At 40.3% G+C, this 20,043-nt stretch carries 16 protein-coding genes and 1 riboswitch; of the genes, 10 read left to right on the top strand and 6 right to left on the bottom strand.

What is annotated here, in order from left to right; genetic code table 11:
* Positions 1–64 precede the first annotated feature (64 nt).
* A complete protein-coding gene (locus FZF08_RS06920; protein ID WP_200837045.1) occupies positions 65–1,405 on the bottom strand; it encodes a PAS domain-containing sensor histidine kinase in 1,341 nt (446 codons plus the stop codon).
* A 76-nt stretch (positions 1,406–1,481) separates the two neighbouring features.
* Positions 1,482–2,132 (bottom strand): hexitol phosphatase HxpB, encoded by a 651-nt coding sequence (gene hxpB / locus FZF08_RS06915; protein WP_159467914.1) that lies wholly within the window; start codon positions 2,130–2,132, stop codon positions 1,482–1,484.
* A 109-nt stretch (positions 2,133–2,241) separates the two neighbouring features.
* Positions 2,242–2,334, top strand: a riboswitch (TPP riboswitch).
* A gap of 81 nt (positions 2,335–2,415) precedes the next feature.
* Between hxpB and thiM the strand changes: the two genes are divergently transcribed.
* The 5 genes from thiM to FZF08_RS06890 all read left to right on the top strand — a co-directional run bounded on the left by thiM (position 2,416) and on the right by FZF08_RS06890 (position 6,324).
* Entirely contained in the window at positions 2,416–3,213 is a 798-nt protein-coding gene (gene thiM / locus FZF08_RS06910) for a hydroxyethylthiazole kinase (RefSeq protein WP_159467913.1), read from the top strand.
* 378 nt (positions 3,214–3,591) lie between these two features.
* On the top strand, positions 3,592–4,215 hold the full coding sequence (gene thiE, locus FZF08_RS06905) for a thiamine phosphate synthase (protein ID WP_159467912.1): 624 nt from the start codon (positions 3,592–3,594) through the stop codon (positions 4,213–4,215).
* Positions 4,212–5,042, top strand: a complete 831-nt coding sequence (gene thiD / locus FZF08_RS06900) for a bifunctional hydroxymethylpyrimidine kinase/phosphomethylpyrimidine kinase (RefSeq protein WP_159467911.1) — start codon at positions 4,212–4,214, stop codon at positions 5,040–5,042. The genes thiE and thiD overlap by 4 nt, the downstream gene beginning before the upstream one ends.
* Before the next feature lie 6 nt (positions 5,043–5,048).
* Entirely contained in the window at positions 5,049–5,699 is a 651-nt protein-coding gene (gene tenA / locus FZF08_RS06895; RefSeq protein WP_159467910.1) for a thiaminase II, read from the top strand.
* 124 nt (positions 5,700–5,823) lie between these two features.
* Positions 5,824–6,324 (top strand): pyridoxamine 5'-phosphate oxidase family protein, encoded by a 501-nt coding sequence (locus FZF08_RS06890; protein WP_159467909.1) that lies wholly within the window; start codon positions 5,824–5,826, stop codon positions 6,322–6,324.
* A gap of 200 nt (positions 6,325–6,524) precedes the next feature.
* On the opposite strand, the gene FZF08_RS06885 is transcribed toward FZF08_RS06890, so the two are convergent.
* A complete protein-coding gene (locus tag FZF08_RS06885) occupies positions 6,525–7,064 on the bottom strand; it encodes a ferritin-like domain-containing protein (protein WP_159467908.1) in 540 nt (179 codons plus the stop codon).
* A gap of 273 nt (positions 7,065–7,337) precedes the next feature.
* Between FZF08_RS06885 and FZF08_RS06880 the strand changes: the two genes are divergently transcribed.
* Entirely contained in the window at positions 7,338–8,252 is a 915-nt protein-coding gene (locus FZF08_RS06880; RefSeq protein WP_159467907.1) for an LEA type 2 family protein, read from the top strand.
* Between the two features lie 147 nt (positions 8,253–8,399).
* Here FZF08_RS06880 and FZF08_RS06875 read toward each other — a convergent pair whose 3' ends face one another.
* Both FZF08_RS06875 and FZF08_RS06870 read right to left on the bottom strand, forming a co-directional pair.
* The gene (locus FZF08_RS06875) at positions 8,400–10,352 is read right to left on the bottom strand and encodes a glycoside hydrolase family 127 protein (RefSeq protein ID WP_159467906.1); all 1,953 of its coding nucleotides are present in this window, start codon (positions 10,350–10,352) and stop codon (positions 8,400–8,402) included.
* A 149-nt stretch (positions 10,353–10,501) separates the two neighbouring features.
* Positions 10,502–11,866: a sigma-54 dependent transcriptional regulator gene (locus FZF08_RS06870; RefSeq protein WP_159467905.1), complete on the bottom strand. Its 1,365-nt coding sequence runs from the start codon at positions 11,864–11,866 to the stop codon at positions 10,502–10,504.
* A gap of 447 nt (positions 11,867–12,313) precedes the next feature.
* On the opposite strand from FZF08_RS06870, the gene FZF08_RS06865 reads away from it, so the two are divergent.
* Positions 12,314–13,564: an efflux RND transporter periplasmic adaptor subunit gene (locus FZF08_RS06865; protein ID WP_159468382.1), complete on the top strand. Its 1,251-nt coding sequence runs from the start codon at positions 12,314–12,316 to the stop codon at positions 13,562–13,564.
* 92 nt (positions 13,565–13,656) lie between these two features.
* On the opposite strand, the gene FZF08_RS06860 is transcribed toward FZF08_RS06865, so the two are convergent.
* Positions 13,657–14,013: a four helix bundle protein gene (locus FZF08_RS06860; RefSeq protein ID WP_159467904.1), complete on the bottom strand. Its 357-nt coding sequence runs from the start codon at positions 14,011–14,013 to the stop codon at positions 13,657–13,659.
* A gap of 212 nt (positions 14,014–14,225) precedes the next feature.
* Here FZF08_RS06860 and FZF08_RS06855 point away from each other — a divergent pair, with 212 nt between their 5' ends.
* The 3 genes from FZF08_RS06855 to FZF08_RS06845 all read left to right on the top strand — a co-directional run bounded on the left by FZF08_RS06855 (position 14,226) and on the right by FZF08_RS06845 (position 20,011).
* Positions 14,226–14,903 carry an ABC transporter ATP-binding protein gene (locus FZF08_RS06855; RefSeq protein ID WP_159467903.1) on the top strand — a complete coding sequence of 226 codons (678 nt, stop codon included), beginning with the start codon at positions 14,226–14,228 and terminating at the stop codon, positions 14,901–14,903.
* A gap of 186 nt (positions 14,904–15,089) precedes the next feature.
* Positions 15,090–17,450 carry an ABC transporter permease gene (locus FZF08_RS06850; RefSeq protein WP_159467902.1) on the top strand — a complete coding sequence of 787 codons (2,361 nt, stop codon included), beginning with the start codon at positions 15,090–15,092 and terminating at the stop codon, positions 17,448–17,450.
* 155 nt (positions 17,451–17,605) lie between these two features.
* A complete protein-coding gene (locus FZF08_RS06845; protein ID WP_159467901.1) occupies positions 17,606–20,011 on the top strand; it encodes an ABC transporter permease in 2,406 nt (801 codons plus the stop codon).
* The last annotated feature ends 32 nt before the right edge of the window (positions 20,012–20,043 follow it).

The raw sequence follows: 20,043 nt of genomic DNA, 5'->3' as shown, positions 1-20,043 counted from the left end.
AAAAATCGTTGGACGAGTGCCCAAATAAAAACCTCTATGTGCGCCTCTGTGTAACCGACAAAAACTAGATTACCAAAGAAAAAACAGTCCCTTTCCCAACCTCAGACCTCACATTTAATTGTCCGCCGTGTTGCTGCAAAATCTGGCGGGAAAGACTTAGACCTATACCAGAACCCGTTTTTTTAGTAGTATAAAAAGGAATGAAAATATTGTCAAGTGCCTCTGGTTCAATACCGTCCCCATTGTCTTCAACTTCTATTACCGTCACGCCATCCGTAACATAAGCATTAATCGAAATCATTCGACTAGCTTGTGAGGTGAAGGATTCAGAAGCATTCTTGATCAGATTGATCAAAACCTGTTGAATTTGCGCACTATCCGCTTTGAGGGAAAGTGTTTCCGGTTTTATATTGATTTGCCATAAAACACCTGCCGCTGTCAGATCCGTTTGTAATAACTGCATCACATCATGGAGTAATTCTTTAACCGCCAATGTAGCAAAATTAGGCTTTGGGAGCGTGGTGAAATCGCGGTAGGCATTTACAAACTGCATCATGCCTTTGCTTCGTTTTTCCAATGTTTGCAAGGCTTCTTTCAAATCGCTTACAGCTTCCTGATTGGAAGTACTTGGCTCAATATCTTCATTAACGATCAGCCGCATCGTCCCCACTAAGGAAACAATCGGTGTCATCGAATTCATGATTTCATGACGTAAAACCCGAGTCAGGTTTTGCCATGATTCTACTTCCTGCTGTTGAAGTTCCGTCTGGATATTTTGTAAAACCACAATCCGAACCCACTTTCCGTGCATTTGAATGGCGGCTCCCTGTAAGGCCAAAGGCTGATCCGCTGGGGTACGATATAATTCCCGGACACCGGAATTGAGATTAGCCAATAATTCGTATAATCTCGGATGTTTGTCTTCCAGTTCGCTGAGTTGATGAAGGCGATAAATTCCCAGCATCCGTAAAGCTGCACTGTTGATAATATTCACCTGTCCTGTGCCGTCGAAGGTAATCAGTCCCGTTCCGATATGCTGCACAATCGTATTCAGATATTGCAAACTTGCCTCTTTCTCCGCTCTCGCCTGACGAAATGCCTGCAAAACTTCATTGAATTGCTGGTTCAGCTCCCGGAACGTGGTACCCATGGTATTATCCGCCCGGAAATTGATCGTAAAATCAGAATAACGAACCGATTCCAGGAAATAAATCAGTTTCCGGTTCACCTTCGTTACATAATTATAGAGTAAAGAGGCCTGAACAAAAACTACAATAGAGCCAAGAATATAGATCAGGCCTTCATTGGTGTGAAATTCGACCAGCCGGAACAAAAGGATAACGGTAAGAATGATGACCGTTATCCGGACGGCAATCATAATACTGAAATGGCGAAGACCGGTCATGCTATTCTGATTTTTCTATGGCTAAGGGATTCTCTAAGAAGAAAAATTTTCTCCCGGACTAATATCGCATTTATTCTTAAACTCCAACAGCCAAAATATCAAATTCTTCCAGTGAGCGCAATTTATAATGGGCAAGATCAAATTTCGGATCATCGTACACCTCCGGATTTGGAACACAAATGGTTATCATTTTAGCCGCGTGTGCCGAACGGAGACCGGTAAAAGAATCTTCAAAAGCAATACACTCATGCACGGGAATTCCCAGTTTTGCCGCCGTAGAAATATACACAGCCGGATGCGGTTTGGTATGTTCTTCCAGTTCTCCTGAATGCCAGGTATCAAAATAATCGATGATTTCCAGTCTTCGTAGTACCGCTTCAATCAGTTCCATATGGGAGGCGGAAGCAACGGCCAGTTTTATTTTTTCTGCATGAAGATTTTTGACAAGCTCAATAGCGCCAGGCATCGGTTTGGCGTTAGCGATAATATTTTTGTGTGCAATCGTTAAAATTTCTTGTTCGAGTTCTTTACGATCCGGCGTGTTCCACGGTTGGATACGATAGCAGAATTCAAGAAATAATTTTATAGACAACCCGGTTGTCTGAAGTTTCAGGTCGTGTGTTAGTTTGAAGTTTACTTTTTGCATCACTTCCGTGGCTGCCTCCGTCCAGATCGGTTCTGAATCGATAAGCAATCCGTCCATGTCAAATATTGCCGCTTTAATCATTTGTAAAAAAAAATAGAATTTAGATGTGAGATAGCAAGGTTAAGAAAAACCGTTGTTAAAAATACTTTCTGTTTTTAATAATGACCAAAACTACTACATTCGTAGATAAGAATGGCTTTAGGGGTGTCCAAAATTGGACTGAGAAATACCCTTTGAACCTGAAACAGTTTGTACTGTCGTAGGAAAAAGCGTTTAAACGAAGGTTTTCACTTTTGTTATCACAATTCCGGGTACTGCTTTCCAGGCGCCAATTCGTTTTGTTTTCTTTCAAAACCCGGTAAAAATGAAATTTAATCTTGCTGAAAATCTGACGGAGCTACGAGCAAAATCGCCTCTGGTTCATAATATTACCAATTTTGTGGTGATGAATTATACCGCCAATGCACTGTTAGCCATTGGCGCCTCACCGGTTATGGCGCACGCCATTGAGGAGGTCGAAGATATGGTGGCCCTTGCCGGAGCTTTGGTCATTAATATTGGAACACTTTCTCCGGCCTGGGTGGAAGGTATGAAAAGAGCTATGCTGGCTGCGGTGAAATTCGGCAAACCTATTATTCTGGATCCGGTTGGTGCCGGTGCTACGGCCTATCGAAATGTTACACTCACCGAATTGTTAAATACTGCTTCCCCAGCCTTAATTCGTGGAAACGCCTCTGAAATTCTGGCATTAGCCGGAAGCAATATTCAGACAAAAGGTGTGGATAGTACAGCAAGTTCCCTGGATAGTTTGCAAGCGGCGAAATTATTAAGTGAAAAATATGGCTGTGTAGTTAGTGTAAGCGGCGCTACGGACGTCATCGTCAGCGGTGAAAAAGTGGCTTATGTGGATAATGGCGTTTCGCTTATGACCAAAGTTACGGGCATGGGTTGTTCGGCGTCGGCTATTGCCGGTGCGTTTTTCGCAATTCAGCCGGATGGTTTTAAAGCGGCTGTTTCGGCAGCTGCGATGATGGGTGTTTGTGGTGAAAAGGCATTTGAAAAAGCCAGATCGCCAGGATCGTTTCAGGTCGCATTTTTAGATTTATTATCAGAATTGTCGCCGGAAGAATTGGAGGAATTGGCAGTTGTCAGGTTGTTGTAGTTGGTAGAAATCAATACAAAATTTGGTTATCAAATTAATATTAGAAAATTGGTTGGGCGCGAATTATGTCACCCGGTTGGGGTTATGGAACGTAGTTGGTAATATCCTTTCTATAAAAATGTCATCCCTTCGGGATTTTGGATTGGTTGAACGTTGGGATTTGATAATGTGTCGAAATCAAATGCTCAATAATAACAACGTCTCTTAGAAATTTACGGAAACCAGGACCTCATTTAATTGATGAAAATTCCAACAAGCCACAATCCCGAAGGGCTGACATTATTATAGCAAAACATCATTACATCTCAGCCAAAACCTCGAAGGGGTGACATAGTTAAACCTATTAAACTTTCCTAAACTTTTAATTGTAAAAACAAAATGCAACTATACCTGGTAACTGATGAAAATGCCTGTCACGGCAGAGATCTATTTTGGGTTGTGGAAGAAGCTGTAAAAGGTGGCGTGACGATGGTGCAGCTTCGGGAGAAATCCCTGGGAACCCGTGCATTTATTGACCGGGCCAAAAAGATGAGAGATATACTTCTTCCTTATAACGTCCCACTGATAATCAATGACCGTATTGACGTCGCGCTGGCCAGCGATGCCGATGGTGTTCATATTGGACAAAGCGATATGCCTTATGAATTATTGAAAGACTTATGGCCGCAAGAAAAAATGATCGGCCTTTCCGCTGAGACAGAAGAAGATATAATAGAAGCGGAGAATTACGATTTAACCTATCTTGCCGTGAGTCCTTTGTTTTCAACTCCTTCAAAAACAGATACTTTGCTGCCCTGGGGAATGGATGGGTTAAAGTGGATAAAATCGAAAAGCAAACATCCGCTAGTTGTTATTGGAGGATTAAATGACACAAATGCACAGGAAGCAATTTCCAATGGAGCGGAAGGAATTGCTGTTATTTCAGCCATTTGCAGCGCCATTTCACCTTTTGAAGCTGCCCGAAATTTAAAATTCCTGATCAACAAAATTGATAAAATATGAAACGCTATCCCACAGTCCTCACCATTGCCGGATCCGATAGCGGGGGAGGAGCAGGAATTCAGGCGGATCTTAAAACAATTGCTGCGCTGGGAGCCTATGGCGCCTCTGCGATTACAGCTTTAACTGCGCAAAATACGACTGGTGTTCGGGCTATACATCCCGTGCCTGGTGCGTTCTTGAAATCTCAGCTGGAAGCCGTTTTTGAAGATATAGTTATTGATTCTGTCAAAATTGGCATGATCAATACGGTTGAAACCGCTGAAATAATTGCAAAAATCCTGGATCGTTTTCAACCCGGATTTGTAATTTTTGATCCTGTTATGGTTTCTACAAGTGGTGCGAAACTGATTCAGGATGAAACGATTGCTGTTTTGTGGAAAGAATTATTTCCACGGGCGGCTTTAATAACTCCAAATCTGGATGAAGCCAGTATTCTTGTTGGAAGAGAAATAGTAAATCCGGATGAAATGATTGTCGCCGCTGAGGAGATGATTGAAAAAGGCTGCCGGGCGGTTTTGCTCAAAGGCGGACATTTAATCGCTCCAAAATTATTTGATGTTTTTGTTCAAAAGGGTGAAAAACCAGAGATTTTTGAAAGCGATTATATCGAAAGTAAGAATGTTCATGGCACAGGCTGTACACTTTCTTCTGCTATTGCGACGTTTGTTGCACTCGGAAATTCCTTAACGGAGGCCATCAGATTAGCCAAAATATATATTGCCGGAGCCATTGAAGCCGGAAAAGACATTAGTACCGGACAAGGTTCTGGCCCGTTAAATCATTCATTTTCTCCACAGAAAATGCAAATCAGACATTACGATAATTAATATCTTATGAAATTTACAGATCATCTTTGGAACGAAGCATTACCGGTTTACAATAAAATTCAGGAACACCCATTTAACCAGGAAATGAAGGTCGGAACCTTGCCGGTTGAAAAGTTCAAATTTTATATTTATCAGGATTCATTGTATTTGGTCGAGTTCGCAAAGGCGCTTGCAACTGCGGGAACAAAGGCCGGAACAAGTCAGGAATTACTCGATTTTCTTCAATTTGCCCAAAATGCGATTATTGTTGAGAGGATCTTACACGAAAGTTATTTCAAAGAATATGCGATTGATTTTGATGGTGGAAAAGCTCCCGGATGTTTTGCCTATACGAATTATTTATTATCAACAGCCGCTTACGAATCCTATGAAGTTTCAGTAGCAGCCTTGCTTCCATGCTTCTGGATATATAAGAAAATCGGTGATTATATCTATGCAAATCAGACTTCGCCTAATCCTTACCAAAACTGGATTGACGCTTACGCAGGGGAAGAATTTGCCGCCTCAGTTGAAAAAGCGTTGTCGATTTGTAACAATCTGGCTGATCAGGCATCGGAAAAAACAAGGGAAAAAATGACGGAAGCTTATCTCACCGCATCCAAACTAGAATATGTATTTTGGGATAGTGCTTATCAGCTCGAAAATTGGAAGGTTTAAGGGAGTTTTCAATTTGAGAGGGTTCTTGGCAAGTGATTTCCTAGCCGATTTAAGGTTGTCATTGGAACGGTTATTTTAATTGAATCTGTTATTAATTTCATCACAGACTTAAGAATAAATAATTATGGAAAAGAACCTTCAAAATTCGGAAGCAATAAATAAATTGAAATCACTGGTTGAAGATATTCGTTTTTGCATGTACACAACCTATGAAAACGGAAAAATTGAGTCACGTCCTATGACAACTTTGGAAGTTGACGAAGGAGGAAATGCCTGGTTTTTTACAAGCAAGCATACCGAAATCGGACAGGAAACAGGGAGTGGAGAAAATGTCACTTTGATTTATTCTCATCCGGGAGATAATACTTATCTGAGCGTTACTGGTTACGCAACAATTGTAGAAGACGAACAGAAAAAAGAAGAATTATGGAGCCCATTATCAAAAGCCTGGTTTCCGGAAGGAAAAGATGATCCAAATCTGGTTGTGTTGAAAGTAACAACGGATGAGGCCGCATATTGGGATAGTCCTTCTTCAAAAATGGTTGTTTTCTTTTCAATGGTAAAAGCGGCAGTTACCGGTCACCAAAGTGATCCGGGAGATCATGGAAAACTTAACCTTGCGTAATTAACTTCCGGGTTTTGATATTGAAAATACGATCGTTCGTCAAATGTCTGTTAATTTAAACAGACATTTGACGAACGATTTTTTATTGAATTGTCAATAACCATTTCTGCTTTTAAGATTTGATTTTTAATAAAAAAATCGCTGGAATGAGATTTTACTCTCAAATCCAGCGATCCTATTATTATGAAGGAAAGGAAATACTATTCCTGGTTGGCTTCCTCGTTTACATACGTCTCCGCCAGTTCGGTTAACTTGTGATCTGTCGTTCCCTCCTCATCCAAAGTAGTCTGAAGCATATTTGCTACGTCTTCATGACCCAAAGTTCTTGCAATGTTTCTTAACGTTCCGTAAGAAGCAATTTCGTAATGCTCCACTTTCTGAGCCGCCATAATCAGTCCACAATCCCGGACCATCGTGCCTTTATCTGTACTTTCAATAATTTCATCTGCTTCTTTTAGCAAGCCAGTCATGGCCTCACATTTTTTTGCTTGTGCTTTCTCTCCGATAACCCCGAATATTTCTTCCAAACGACTCGCATGTTCTTCGGTTTCGGTCGTATGTTTTTCAAAGGCAGCCTTCAGTTCTTCCGAAGTCGCTGCTTTTTCCATTTTTACAAGCGCTTTGGCTAAATGTTTTTCAGCCCAATAGATATCTTTTAAACCGTCAATAAAAAGTTCAGTCAACTTTTCATGATCTTTTTCGCTGATTGCATTTTTTACTTTACTTTTTGCAGTTTTCATAATTGTAATGGTTTAATTTTTAAGTGGTTGATGATAATTTAACATGCTCATTTTGCTTCCTCTTCTTAAATTTTCATACCAATCCCGACAACTGCCTATACCCGGATTTTAAATTGATTCATGAAGACATATATCCACAACTATTTAAATTATAAACTTTAATAGTCGCTAAAACTCCTCAAAGCATTATATGAAAACTATAAAAAGTACTGTTCAAATTGAAGAATGATTTTTAAGTATGTACCTCTTTGATAAATATTTAACACAGCACTCATGTCTGATCGTACAAAAACATCGACTCTTTTATTTGTAATTTTATTCTTACTTATCGCAGTTGGAGTCGCCTTTTTTCTATATAAATCTAAAAATGCTAATCCGGTTTCAGACCTTAAACCCAGGGTAGAAATGAGTATCAGTAAAATAACCAACGTTACAGATAGTACTATGGAGATGGATTTTAAATTACTGGTTGACAATCCTTTACCAGTAGGAATGGATATTCAGGATTTTAGGTATGACGTAAAAGTGAATGGAGTGGAAATTATAAAAAGTAACTATGCTGATCCATTGAAATTAAAGTCCCGCGATACGACAATGGTTACGCTGCCTACGAAAATCAATGTGAAGAAACTTGTTTCCGTAAGCAAAAAAGGTGCAGCAGCTCATGAAGATAGTGCCGACTATCACCTGGAAGCTGCCTTTCACCTGGCAAAACCATTTCTTGGAAAAGATACATTACATATTGAACAGGACAAAAGGCTTCCGCTGATCCGGTTGCCAAAAGTAGAAATGGAGGATTTTGATGTTGAAAAGTTCAGGCTGAGTAATTCCGAAATATCCATCAAATTGAAGCTTATTAATCCAAACGCATTTTCGGTAGAATTCCGGGATCCTTCTTATGTTTTTGATTTGGGAAATCAGAAAGGATTGGCAAAAGGTTCAGTCAAAGGTGTCACCAAAGTGCACGCAAAAAGTAGCCGGATATTCGAAATTCCTGTGGAAGTAGGTATGGGAAAAGCACTGAAAACCACAGGTGCCTTAATCTTCAAAGGTAAAAGTCTTCCATTTAAAATGTATTTCAAATGCAAACTGGTTTCCGACAACGACATGATGAAAAACAGCGAAATGAGCATGGTCATGGAAGGGGAATTAAAAGATCTCGAAAAGCTAAAAAAGAATATGAAGTAATGGAGATATGCCTAAAACCAAAGAAAGCCACGCCCCAATTCAAGGCCGTGGCATCCAAATGAGCAACCCATTCTATCATTCACTCATTCAAAATTCTATCATTGCTGCGCCTCATTTAATATTCTATCATTGCTACCATTCTATCATTTATTTCTTCTCATCAAACCAAATCGTCATTTCATTAGCCCCGCGGTTTGCCCAAGCGTAATAAGGAATCAGCACTGCTGATTTTGAATCATTTGATTTCAAAACAGTTAGACCACCCAGAAAATCTTTTTGATATTCGGATGTAAAGGCCTGATTGGGAGCGATGGTCATGGAAAGAGCTTTTCCGTTGTTATCCTTTCCTTCTGCGCAATACAAAACCGGGCCTCGCTCAATAGCAACTTTTCCTTTATCGGTTTTAATATTTTCGTTAGCAATAACTTTTCTGACAGGCATATCCAAGGCCAGTGTCACAACATCACCCGTTTTCCACTGACGGTTTAATTTGATATAGCCGTTTTCAATCGTTGCAGGTGCGTTTTTGCCATTGATTGTCAGTACAACTGGTTTTACTGTTTTGTCCTGATAAGTATACAAATCTCCTGGAATCGCCTGTCCGTTAGCCCATCCCGGAATTCTTATGGAAAGTGGAAAACTGGCAGATTTAGCTGGTGATATGGTAATTTTGATATTCCCGTCCCATGGATAATTCGTTTTCTGATTAATTTTCACCGCATTGTTGTTCAATTTCAATTCGGATTCACTATCCATAAAAAGATTCACAAACAGCTCATTCGCTTTCGTTGCATAAACATATCCCGGAAGTGATGGTAAAAAACGCGTGACATTTGTTGGGCAACAAGCGCAGGCAAACCACTCATGACGCGTAGCTCCGGAACCATGTCCAAAATCATTGATCCCATTGGAAGCCATCGGGTTGACATAGAAAAATTCATTTCCGGAAACCGACATTCCTCCCAAAAAACCATTGTACAATGTTCTTTCAAAGACGTCCATATATTTGGATTCTCCTGTGTACAAAAACATTTTATGATTCCAGATCAGGTTTGCTACCGCCGAACATGTTTCAGCATAAGCATTGTCATTTGGCAAGACATAAGCTGCGTCAAAGGCTTCGCCGTCCGCTCTTGCGCCAACGCCGCCCGTGATGTATTGTTTTTTTGTAGTCGCGTCATCCCAAAGACGGTGAATGGTCTTGCTATACTGAGGATCGTCATCGATCGTTAGCATATCGGCAATTCCTGCATAGAGATATTGTGCCCTCACCGCGTGACCAACCGCTTCCGTTTGCCTTACAACCGGTTTTTGATCCTGAAAATAAGATGGGCCAAGTTTGTGTTCATCAAGAAATAACGTACGTTTGTCTGAGCGCCCCCGCATATCCACAAAGAAATGGGCAAGATCCAGATATTCTTTTTTTTTGGTAGTCCGGTACAATTTTACCAACGCAATTTCAATTTCTTCATGCCCCGGAACCACAATCATTTGTCCGGGTTTAGGGCCAATTGTTTTAACAAGGTGATCCGCATTTTTGGTAGCAATATCCAGCAAAGTTTTTTTTCCGGTAGCGTTGTAATGGGCAACCGCGGCTTCATAAAGATGCCCCACAATGTAGAGTTCATGGCTGCCATTTTCAAAAGAATATCGGGACGGGCCCGCAATCCAGTCGTAAGATCCGGTGGTGTCTTTGTTGATTGTACGAATTGTATAAAGATATCCGTCAGGTTCCTGAGCCGCCGCAAAAAGTACTATCAGACTGTCAAGATAATGATCCAGTTTGGCATCATAATGGTTTTGGAGCGAATAAGCAGCGCCTTCGACAACTTTGAAAACATCGGAATCATCAAATCGTGTTCCTTGAAAAACGCCTTTTTTTAAACCTCCGGCAACAGCAAAGTTGTCAATCCGGCCGGTTTGTTCACATTCCTGAAAAACGTGAGGGATCATAACAGTACGTCCCGTTTCAAGTCTTTCATGCCAAAATCCCTGATGCAGTTTTACATCTTTAAGCGGAACAGATGTGATCGAATTATTTTGAGCAATACTTATTTGAGTTAAAAAAAGAAGGAAAATCAGATGGCAATACTTTATCATTAGTTGAAAATTGAAATGAGAAGTTGTTTTACATAACGATAACTGGGCTTAAAAAATATGCCAGAGGGGATTTCGGCCGTCGGCAATCGGCTTTCAATTCACCTTCAATCGCGCGGCCCCTCCTAACTTTCCACTTTCAACTAAAAAAATCAAAGACCGTACTTCTCCATTCTTCGATATAAAGCTGCCCGGCTCAATCCCAATTCTCTGGCAGCGTCTGTAATATTTCCGTTGAAACGCTTCATTGCCTGCACGATCATATTTTTCTCCATATCTTCCAGATCAAAACCTGTTGCCGTTGTAGGTTGCTCACCGGATGTTTTTAGGAAAAGATCGTCGGGCTGCAATGTTTTTTCCTGAGAAAGAATGACCGCTCTTTCAATGGCGTGCTGTAATTCCCGGATATTTCCCGGCCAGTTATATTGCTGCATTTTTTTGATTAATGCGCTGCTGATATCCGTAACAGGACGATTGTATTTCTTACGGAATTGTTTCAGATAAAATTCTGCAAGCGGCGCAATATCTTCCGGACGTTCACGAAGCGGTGGAAGGTCCAGTTCAATGGTATTGATACGATAGAAAAGATCCTGACGGAAAGATTTGTCAGCGACCATACTTTCGATATTCATATTGGTCGCGCAAATCAGGCGGACGTCAAGAGGAATTGATTTATTAGAGCCAACACGGGTGACCTTGCGTTCCTGTAAAACGGTCAGCAATTTTGCTTGAAGCGATAATGTCAGATTTCCGATTTCATCCAGAAAAATGGTTCCTCCTTTTGCTTCTTCAAACCGACCGGCGCGGTCATCCTTTGCATCTGTAAAGGCACCTTTTACATGACCAAAAAGTTCGCTTTCGAAAAGTGAATCACTTAATGCACCCAAATCCACTACGACAAAGGGTTTATCAGAACGCTGTGAATGCTGGTGTAAGTGTTTTGCCAATTGTGTTTTCCCGGTACCGTTTTCGCCCAAAATCAAGACGTTAGCATCCGTAGCTGCTACTCGTTCCGATGTTTTCAAAACATGCTGCATACCAGCGCTTTGTCCTATAATTGCATCCGATGATGTTTTTTCTTTTTTATTATCACCTTTTTCCTCCGTTCCTGTTGCCAGTTTATCACCTTTTTTCTCATTTAAAACATCCGCAATGGTTGCAACGAGTTTATCATTTTCCCAGGGTTTTAAAACAAAATCAGTAGCTCCGGATTTTATGGCGCGAATTGCCATTTCAATATCTCCGTAAGCCGTGATCATAATCACTTTAATATTGGGATTAATGTCAAGAATCCGGTCGAGCCAGTGAAATCCTTCTCTGCCACTGTTCACATCACGTGTGAAATTCATGTCGAGAAGGATCAGATCGTAGCTGCTGTTGGTTACAAGGAAAGGTAGTTTTTGAGGATTTTTTTCAATATCGACAAGTTTTGCATGGCGTTTAAGCAATAATTTTGCTGCACTTAAAACATCGACATCATCATCAATAATAAGAATTTTGGCTTCGGAAAGGAGCATATTTCTGGGCTTTGGCTAATATTTGAATTTTCGTTTTGCAGTCAAACTTTATATCGATCACAAATCATTAGGCAATATTGGTTAATTTTTATGTAATTTTTAAGCTAATAAGATACTTAACGCAATCTTCTATGCTGATTTGTAAAAAGTATTCTTGTAATCCTGGTTTTTAATATGCAATTAACGACCGGATAATTGTTCGGATGAGGCCATTTTAGCTTGTCCGAAGCCGAACAAAAGTGTCCGATATTGAACATGTTCGATAATTGTAAATTGTTTAATTTTATTGATTTTCAATTAGTTATGATCAATTGCTTTTTCTGGCACAAGGATTGGATATAAGAAGAAAAAAGATTTTTAAACGATATTTATAAGCCTGACTATATAATGGAAGTTAAAACACCAGTTTCGGGGAGCGGCGGATCCAATTTCACGGGAGGATCAACAATGGATAAAGCGAAACCAAAGAAATTTTGGAATAGCCGCAGGATCGGGATTATTGCCGGAAGTGTCCTGTTGGTTAGTTTTTTGGTTTACCAGTTTTTCTTCGCAGACAAGAGAAGCAAGCTGAATGTGCAGCAGGATAAACTTACAATCTCAACTGTAAAAACCGGTGTTTTTGACGAATTTATCGTGGTAACCGGGGTTGTGCAGCCATTAAAAACAATTCAGCTGGATGCGATAGAAGGTGGTTATGTAACCCAGAAACTGATTGAAGGTGGTAATATGGTGAAACAAGGTGATGTACTTTTGAAACTGGAAAACCAGAGTCTGAAATTGAGTTTCCTACAATCTGAAACGGAGGCAAGCCGATTGGTTAATGATCTTCAAAATACCCGTCAGCGTCTGCGTGTGGAGCGTTTTGCTTTGCAGAAAAGTTTGAGTGAACTTGATTTCCAGATTGACCAGGCGAAAGATGCGCATGATCGAAATATCAAATTATATAAGGATAAAGTAATCCCTGATGCTGATTTTCTTAAAACGAAACGTGAATTCGACCGTTTGACAAAACAGCGTGATATTGAAATAGAATCACAAAAATACCAGGAAGAAAACTCCAAAATGCAGATTTCTCAACTGGAAGGAACACTGGCCAATACGAAGAAAAACGTGGATTTGTGGAGACAAACGCTTGATAATCTGGTTGTAAAAGCGCCGGTTTCGGGTATGCTTTCTTCTATGAATGTTGAAGTGGGTTCAAATATTAACCAAGGCCAGAACATCGGACAAATTGATGATTTGAATGGTTTCAAAATGCGTGTCAGTGTGGATGAACACTATATTTCAAGAATTTTCGCCGGTCTTACTGGAAGCATGGATTTTAACGGCAAGGCATATACTTTGAAAATTATCAAAATTTATCCTGAGGTTTTGAGCGGCCGTTTTGAAGTGGATATGGAATTCCCAAAAGGTGGAGCGCCTGAGCTGATCAAACGCGGACAGTCAGCGCCGATCAGATTGCAGCTTGGACAGCCATCAAAAGCAACCTTATTACCTGTTGGCGGATTCTTCTCCGAAACTGGCGGAAACTGGGTGTATGTTTTAGGCTCAGACGGCAAACGTGCTGCGAAACGTAAAATCACACTGGGACGCAAAAATCCTGAATACTTTGAAGTACTTGAAGGATTGCAGCCAGGTGAAAAAGTAATTACAAGTTCGTATGAGAACTTTGGGGATAATGAGGTTCTGGAATTTTAGGTTAGCTGTTGGCTTTTAGCGATTAGCTTTTAGGATAGATAATTGGAACTCGATTGGTAGAAAGGTGATTTTTAACAGCTAACAGCTAACAGCTAACGCCCATTTAATTTTTTGATGAACGAGTTTATCATCTTTCTTATTTCGGTTAAATTTTGATGAAGTTGTTCATAAACCAAAATGTCAATATAAAATAGATCTTTTGAAAGCATTAATTGATAGTCAAGTTCAGAGGCGGAACCGCTGGCAATAACTAAAAAATGAGCAAGTTCTTTGTCTGATAAGCGTCCGCAGCCTTCTGAAATATTAGAGGGAACGGAAACAGAACAACGGCGGATTTGACTTGTCAGACAATAAATTTCTTCTCTAAGGAAAGTTTTTGTAACCTGATAAATAGCCAATGTAAGTAAATGACTCTTTTGCCAAACAAGTAAATCTTTATAGTCTTTCATTGATTCAAGTTTTATAAGCGCAATTGAGAATGTAGAAACAGCATTTAGTAACGAAATAGTAATAAAAAAAGCAATACGTAAGAAGTACCCCGGACCAGGCTAAAAGCCAAAAGCTAATAGCTGAATGCTAACAAAACATAACAAGCCAACACGTAAGAAACACCCATAACCAAGCTAAAAGCCAAAAGCTCACAGCCAACAGCTAACGAAATATGATCAAAATTGACAACTTACAGAAAATTTTTTCTACTGAGGAAGTAGAAACTACCGCCCTTAACGGGATTGATCTGGAAATCAAAGACGGAGAATTTGTCGCTATCATGGGACCATCCGGTTGCGGGAAATCTACGCTTTTGAATATCCTTGGCTTGCTGGATAATCCAAGTGCTGGCTCGTATGAGTTTTATGGTACCGAAGTTGGTAAAATGTCTGAACGTCAGCGTGCCCAGATCCGTAAAGGAAATATCGGTTTTGTATTCCAAAGCTTTAACCTGATCGACGAACTTACGGTTTATGAAAACGTCGAACTTCCTTTGTTATACCTGAAAACCCCTCCGGCAGAACGTAAGGAAAAAGTGGAGGCTTCCCTTACCCGCATGAACATGATGCACCGTCGGAATCACTTTCCGCAGCAGCTTTCCGGGGGACAGCAGCAGCGTACTGCGATTGCACGTGCGGTAGTTGCAACACCAAAAACAATACTTGCGGATGAGCCGACTGGTAACCTTGACTCCAAAAACGGAGAAGAAGTGATGGCTTTGTTAAGTCAGTTAAATGGTGCCGGAACGACGATCATCATGGTAACTCACTCGCCGTACGATGCAGGTTTTGCCCACAGAATTATCAATTTGTTTGATGGTAAGGTGGTCACTGAAAAGATTCACGTTTAGAAATACATATAGTACCCAGAGTTCGGATTTGATTCGGACAAAAGTTTTCTTCCGATGATGGTTTAGTATTTCAAAAGTAAATTTTGGAATACTAAACCATATTAAATCTATTAGCCGGACATGATATTGCCTTGATTTTTAAGATTGAGGTATTGGTCAAAGTCACTTCTTAAAAAAATATGAACAATGTTCAGACACAATCTCCTTGTCATTTATCGCAACTTCAAGCGATTTAAAAGTACTTTTTTTATCAATTTGACAGGACTTTCCGCGGGATTGGCCTGTTCGTTGTTGATATACCTTTGGGTTAATGACGAACTAAATATTGACAAATTTCACGAAAAAGACAGCCAGCTTTTTCAGGTAATGGAAAACCGGGTGCAGGCTCAGGGAATCTGGACTGCACAATCCACATCTATACCTTTGGCAGAAACGCTTAAAAGTGAACTGCCGGAAGTTGAATACGCCATTACGTCAAAATTGTATGATGGCACGCTGTCGGTTGGCGATAATGATGTTAGAACTAAGGGCAGATACGCCGGAAAAGATCTCTTCAAAATGTTTTCCTACGGTCTGGAACAGGGAGATGCAAATCAGGTTTTAAATGACAAAAATTCAATAGTTATTTCTGAAAAACTGGCACTGAATCTTTTTCATACAACAGAAAATATCATCGGAAAACCGATTGAATTCCAGCATGAAAAGCAATATGTAGTTTCCGGAATTTTTAAAGGAACGCCTTCTAATTCTTCTGAACAATTTGATTTTGTCATTTCTTTTGAGGTGTTAAAGGATAAATATTCAAACAGCGCTAATTGGGGGAATACAGGTCCTGAAACATTTGTATTACTGAAAAGCGGTACCGATGTAAATCAGTTTAATAAGAAAATTCTCAATCTGGTTAAGTCAAAAAGTAATGGGGAAGTAACTCACCGCACGTTATTTGTACGCCCTTATTCTAGCGGATATTTGCACGGAAAATACGAAAATGGTTTAACTGCGGGCGGCAGGATAGAATATGTCCGGTTATTTTCGATCATCGCTGTTTTTATATTGATAATAGCCTGTATCAACTTTATGAATTTGTCTACGGCCAAAGCTTCGGGACGGATTAAAGAAGTTGGTATTAAAAAGGCAATTGGTGCGTACAGAGAAACGCTGATTTATCAGTATCTGGGAGAATCGATGCTGATGACTTTCTTGTCGCTTTTTCTTTCTGTTTTACTGGTAATATTGGTTTTACCTCAATTTAATGAAATAACAGGAAAGGATCTGACACTTCATTATGATCCAAAACTGGTTGTCACACTGTTGGCTGTGGTTATTTTTACGGGCTTAATTTCAGGGAGTTACCCGGCTTTATATCTGTCCGGTTTTAATCCGATTTCTGTTTTAAAAGGAAAATTAAATGTTTCTGTTGGCGAAGTTTGGGCCAGAAAAGGTCTCGTGGTTTTTCAGTTTACGATTTCTGTAATCCTGATTGTTTCGGTGATTGTTGTTTACAAACAGGTGGAATTTGTCCAGTCCGAAAACCTGGGATATGATAAGGACAACATTGTCTATTTTTTTAGAGAAGGGAAAATGCAGGATGACGGGAAAGTGGAAACTTTTTTGTCAGAATTAAAAAACATACCCGGGATTGTTAACGCATCCAGCATCGGTCACGATATGACCGGGCATAATTCCGGTACCTCGGGAATTTGGTGGGAAGGGAAGGCGGAAGATAATAAAACCGAATTTGAGAATGTCGGTGTGAATTATGAAATGATGCAGACGCTTGGAATTCGACTGAAAGAAGGTCGTTTATTTTCTAAGGATTTCAGCTCGGATAGTGCTAAAATTATTTTTAATGAAGCGGCCATAAAATTTATGGGACTGAAAGATCCGGTCGGAAAAACGGTTAAACTTTGGGGGAATGATATGCAGATTGTAGGGGTAACCAAAGATTTTCATTTTGAATCTCTTCATGAAAATGTAAAACCTTTGTTTTTCCGTTTATCTCAGGGCAGCACTTATATTATCATGGCAAAAATTGCAGCCGGAAAGGAAAAGCTTGTTTTAGCGTCAATGGGGGAACTTTACAAAAAATACAACCCTGGATTTTCTCTTGATTACAAATTCCTGGATCAGGAATATCAAGCACAATATGCGGCGGAACAACGCGTAGCTGCACTTTCAAAATATTTCGCAGGTTTGGCAATTCTCATTTCCTGTCTGGGATTATTTGGCCTGGCCGCCTTTACAGCAGAAAGAAGATTGAAAGAAATTGGTATTCGTAAGGTGCTTGGATCCAGCGTTTTCAGTATTGTATATTTGCTTTCCAGTGATTTCACAAAACTGGTCATTGCAGCCATTGTTATCGCATTGCCTGTCAGTTATTTCATCACGGGTTATTGGCTGAAAAGTTTTGCATTACATATTGATCTTGAAGTCTGGTACTTCCTTGGAGCGGGCATCGCCGCATTAGCAATAGCCTGGGCGACCGTCGGAATGCAGGCTGTAAAAGCGGCGAATGTGAATCCTTTGGAATGTTTGAAAAGCGAATAGGTCGAGGTAGCTGTTAGTTATTAGCAGTTAGCTTTTAATACCAGGATTATCGAAAATGTATGCCTGTCGCGTCTTTTCCATGGAACATCTTAATATCCCATACGCTTGAAATATCGGAAAGCTAATACCTAACCGCTAAAAGCCAACACCTCAAAATGATAAAAAACTATCTCAAAATCGCATGGAGAAACCTTTGGAAGCATAAGGGATATTCTCTGCTCAATATTCTCGGTCTGGCTACCGGGATGACGGCCTGTATTGTGATCATGCTTTTTGTTTTTTACGAAAAAAGTTTTGATGACATTCATAAAAAAAATGTGTATCGGCTGGACGAAGTTCAGAAATTTCCGGGCATGGTTGCTTCACAAAATGTGGCGTTATCGATGTTTCCGATGGGGCCAACTTTAACGGCGGAGTATCCGGAAATTCTGAATTTTACAAGAGTCAGAAACATGGATAAGGTGAAACTTCGCTTTGACGACAAGAAATTCACACTGGCCGAAGCGATATTTGTTGATTCTACCTTTTTAAAGATATTCGATTATGAATTATTAGAAGGCGACAGAAATCAGGTTTTACAAAAGCCCAATAGCGTTGTCTTAACCCAAGAAAGTGCATCCAAAATATTTGGAAAAGCGGATCCAATCGGGAAGATTATTACGGTTTATGGAAGCGATACCACGCGTTTCAACGTTACCGGTATTCTTAAAAACACGCCGAAAAATTCACATCTTCAATTTGAAGGTTTGTTTTCATTTAATACCATGATAAAACCGGATTTTATCAACAACTGGGGAGGTAACTGGTTAGTAACGTATCTGGAACTATCCAAAGACGCCAACATCGCTTCTCTGGAAAAACAATTTCCGGCGTATTTGAAACGGCATATGAAAGGCGATGGCGCGGGCTATTATCAATTATTTTTGCAGTCATTAAAAGATGTTCACGCAAACTCCACAAACATCACCCACGATTATCAGAATTATCAGAAATTTGACCAAACCTATACCCGCGTTTTCACGATTGTAGCGCTGATCGTACTGCTGATTGCCTGCATAAATTTTATGAATCTTTCCACCGCGCGTTCAGCCGGACGGGCCAAAGAAATTGGTATACGGAAAGCGAGTGGATCGGGCCGAATTCAATTGGGCGCTCAATTTCTTGGAGAATCGGTGATGCTGTGTTTTCTTTCACTTATTCTCGCCGTTCTTTTCGTCTTGTTGCTGCTTCCTTATGTCAATGATTTGAGTCAGCGTCAACTTGAATTTTCGATATTCAAAAACCCTTTGCTTCTCGTCGGTTTAATCGTCGGAACTGTTTTGGTTGGGGTTATTTCAGGACTTTATCCTGCCGCTTACCTTTCTTCTTTTAGTGCAGCTACGGTTTTAAAAGGAGTCATGAAAGGCGGGAATAAAAAATTATCCTTCCGAAATGCTTTGGTGGTGGGCCAGTTTTCTGGTGCTATTTTCCTGATGATCGCAACGGTTCTTACAGTTCGCCAATTGAATTATATGCAAAAAGCGAATATTGGATTTGATCGCGAGCAGGTCATTACCATTCCTTTGGGAGTCCAATCCGGTAAAAATTACAAAGCGATCAAAGATGAATTATTATCCAAGGCGCAAGTCGTATCGGTTACAGGTTCGGGGCAGAAACTGGGTAACAACATGCACCAGACAGGCGTGCGATATCATGGCCCCGGTCCGGTGCGCGAAATGGCATCTTCTCAGATTGTGGTGGATCCGGATTATTTGACTTTATATAAAATCAAACTTGTGGCCGGCCGGAATTTTAAAGACGACAATGCTGATAACGGAAAAGCCTATATCGTGAATGAAACTCTGGCAAAAGAGTTACTAAAAGATACTCCTGGCAAGCCACTGGATTATTTGATAGGTAAGAATTTTGGATTTGGAGGAATGGATTCGGCTGGTGTAATTGTCGGTGTCTCCAAAGATTTTAACTTTAATTCCCTGCATCATAAAATTGAAACCTTATGCATTTTTGATCAAAAGGAATGGGGTTACAACGAAATGTCCGTTCGGATTAAGACGGCCAAAGCGGAAGATGTTATCGGAGAAATCCGTTCAACCTGGAAAAGTATTGCCCCGGAAGAAGATTTTGAATACCAGTTTCTTGATGATCATTTTGCCGAATTATACCAGGCTGATAATACGGTGAGTGAAATCGTTGGCATTTTAGCGGGCCTCGCCATTTTGATCTCCTGTCTCGGATTATTCGGTCTTGCGTCTTTTTCAGTGGAACAGCGGGTCAAGGAAATCGGCGTGCGAAAAGTATTGGGAGCCAGCGTTGCCGAGATTGTCAATCTACTTTCCAAAGATTTTGTAAAACTGGTACTTGTCGCTTTTATAATCGCCGCGCCGCTTGCCTGGTTTGCCATGAACAAATGGCTGGAAGATTATGCTTACCGTATTGATATTCCGGTTTGGGTTTTCGGTTTAGCCGGAATTCTGGCCGTTGGAATTGCATTACTGACCGTCAGTTTTCAATCGATAAAAGCAGCGTTGAAAAATCCTGTAAAATCGCTACGTAGCGAGTAGCGGTTAGCTGTTGGCTTTTAGCTATAGATCCG

The organism is Dyadobacter sp. 3J3, from assembly GCF_009801115.1.
GTDB lineage: Bacteria > Bacteroidota > Bacteroidia > Cytophagales > Spirosomataceae > Dyadobacter.
This window is presented reverse-complemented; position numbering and strand designations above follow the sequence as displayed.

Excerpts from the sequence above, each read along its gene's own strand:
- FZF08_RS06920 (WP_200837045.1), bottom strand. The coding sequence starts at position 1,405 with ATGACCGGTCTTCGCCATTTCAGTATTATGATTGCCGTCCGGATAACG.
- hxpB (WP_159467914.1), bottom strand. The coding sequence starts at position 2,132 with ATGATTAAAGCGGCAATATTTGACATGGACGGATTGCTTATCGATTCA.
- thiM (WP_159467913.1), top strand. The coding sequence starts at position 2,416 with ATGAAATTTAATCTTGCTGAAAATCTGACGGAGCTACGAGCAAAATCG.
- thiE (WP_159467912.1), top strand. The coding sequence starts at position 3,592 with ATGCAACTATACCTGGTAACTGATGAAAATGCCTGTCACGGCAGAGAT.
- thiD (WP_159467911.1), top strand. The coding sequence starts at position 4,212 with ATGAAACGCTATCCCACAGTCCTCACCATTGCCGGATCCGATAGCGGG.
- tenA (WP_159467910.1), top strand. The coding sequence starts at position 5,049 with ATGAAATTTACAGATCATCTTTGGAACGAAGCATTACCGGTTTACAAT.
- FZF08_RS06890 (WP_159467909.1), top strand. The coding sequence starts at position 5,824 with ATGGAAAAGAACCTTCAAAATTCGGAAGCAATAAATAAATTGAAATCA.
- FZF08_RS06885 (WP_159467908.1), bottom strand. The coding sequence starts at position 7,064 with ATGAAAACTGCAAAAAGTAAAGTAAAAAATGCAATCAGCGAAAAAGAT.
- FZF08_RS06880 (WP_159467907.1), top strand. The coding sequence starts at position 7,338 with ATGTCTGATCGTACAAAAACATCGACTCTTTTATTTGTAATTTTATTC.
- FZF08_RS06875 (WP_159467906.1), bottom strand. The coding sequence starts at position 10,352 with ATGATAAAGTATTGCCATCTGATTTTCCTTCTTTTTTTAACTCAAATA.
- FZF08_RS06870 (WP_159467905.1), bottom strand. The coding sequence starts at position 11,866 with ATGCTCCTTTCCGAAGCCAAAATTCTTATTATTGATGATGATGTCGAT.
- FZF08_RS06865 (WP_159468382.1), top strand. The coding sequence starts at position 12,314 with ATGGATAAAGCGAAACCAAAGAAATTTTGGAATAGCCGCAGGATCGGG.
- FZF08_RS06860 (WP_159467904.1), bottom strand. The coding sequence starts at position 14,013 with ATGAAAGACTATAAAGATTTACTTGTTTGGCAAAAGAGTCATTTACTT.
- FZF08_RS06855 (WP_159467903.1), top strand. The coding sequence starts at position 14,226 with ATGATCAAAATTGACAACTTACAGAAAATTTTTTCTACTGAGGAAGTA.
- FZF08_RS06850 (WP_159467902.1), top strand. The coding sequence starts at position 15,090 with ATGTTCAGACACAATCTCCTTGTCATTTATCGCAACTTCAAGCGATTT.
- FZF08_RS06845 (WP_159467901.1), top strand. The coding sequence starts at position 17,606 with ATGATAAAAAACTATCTCAAAATCGCATGGAGAAACCTTTGGAAGCAT.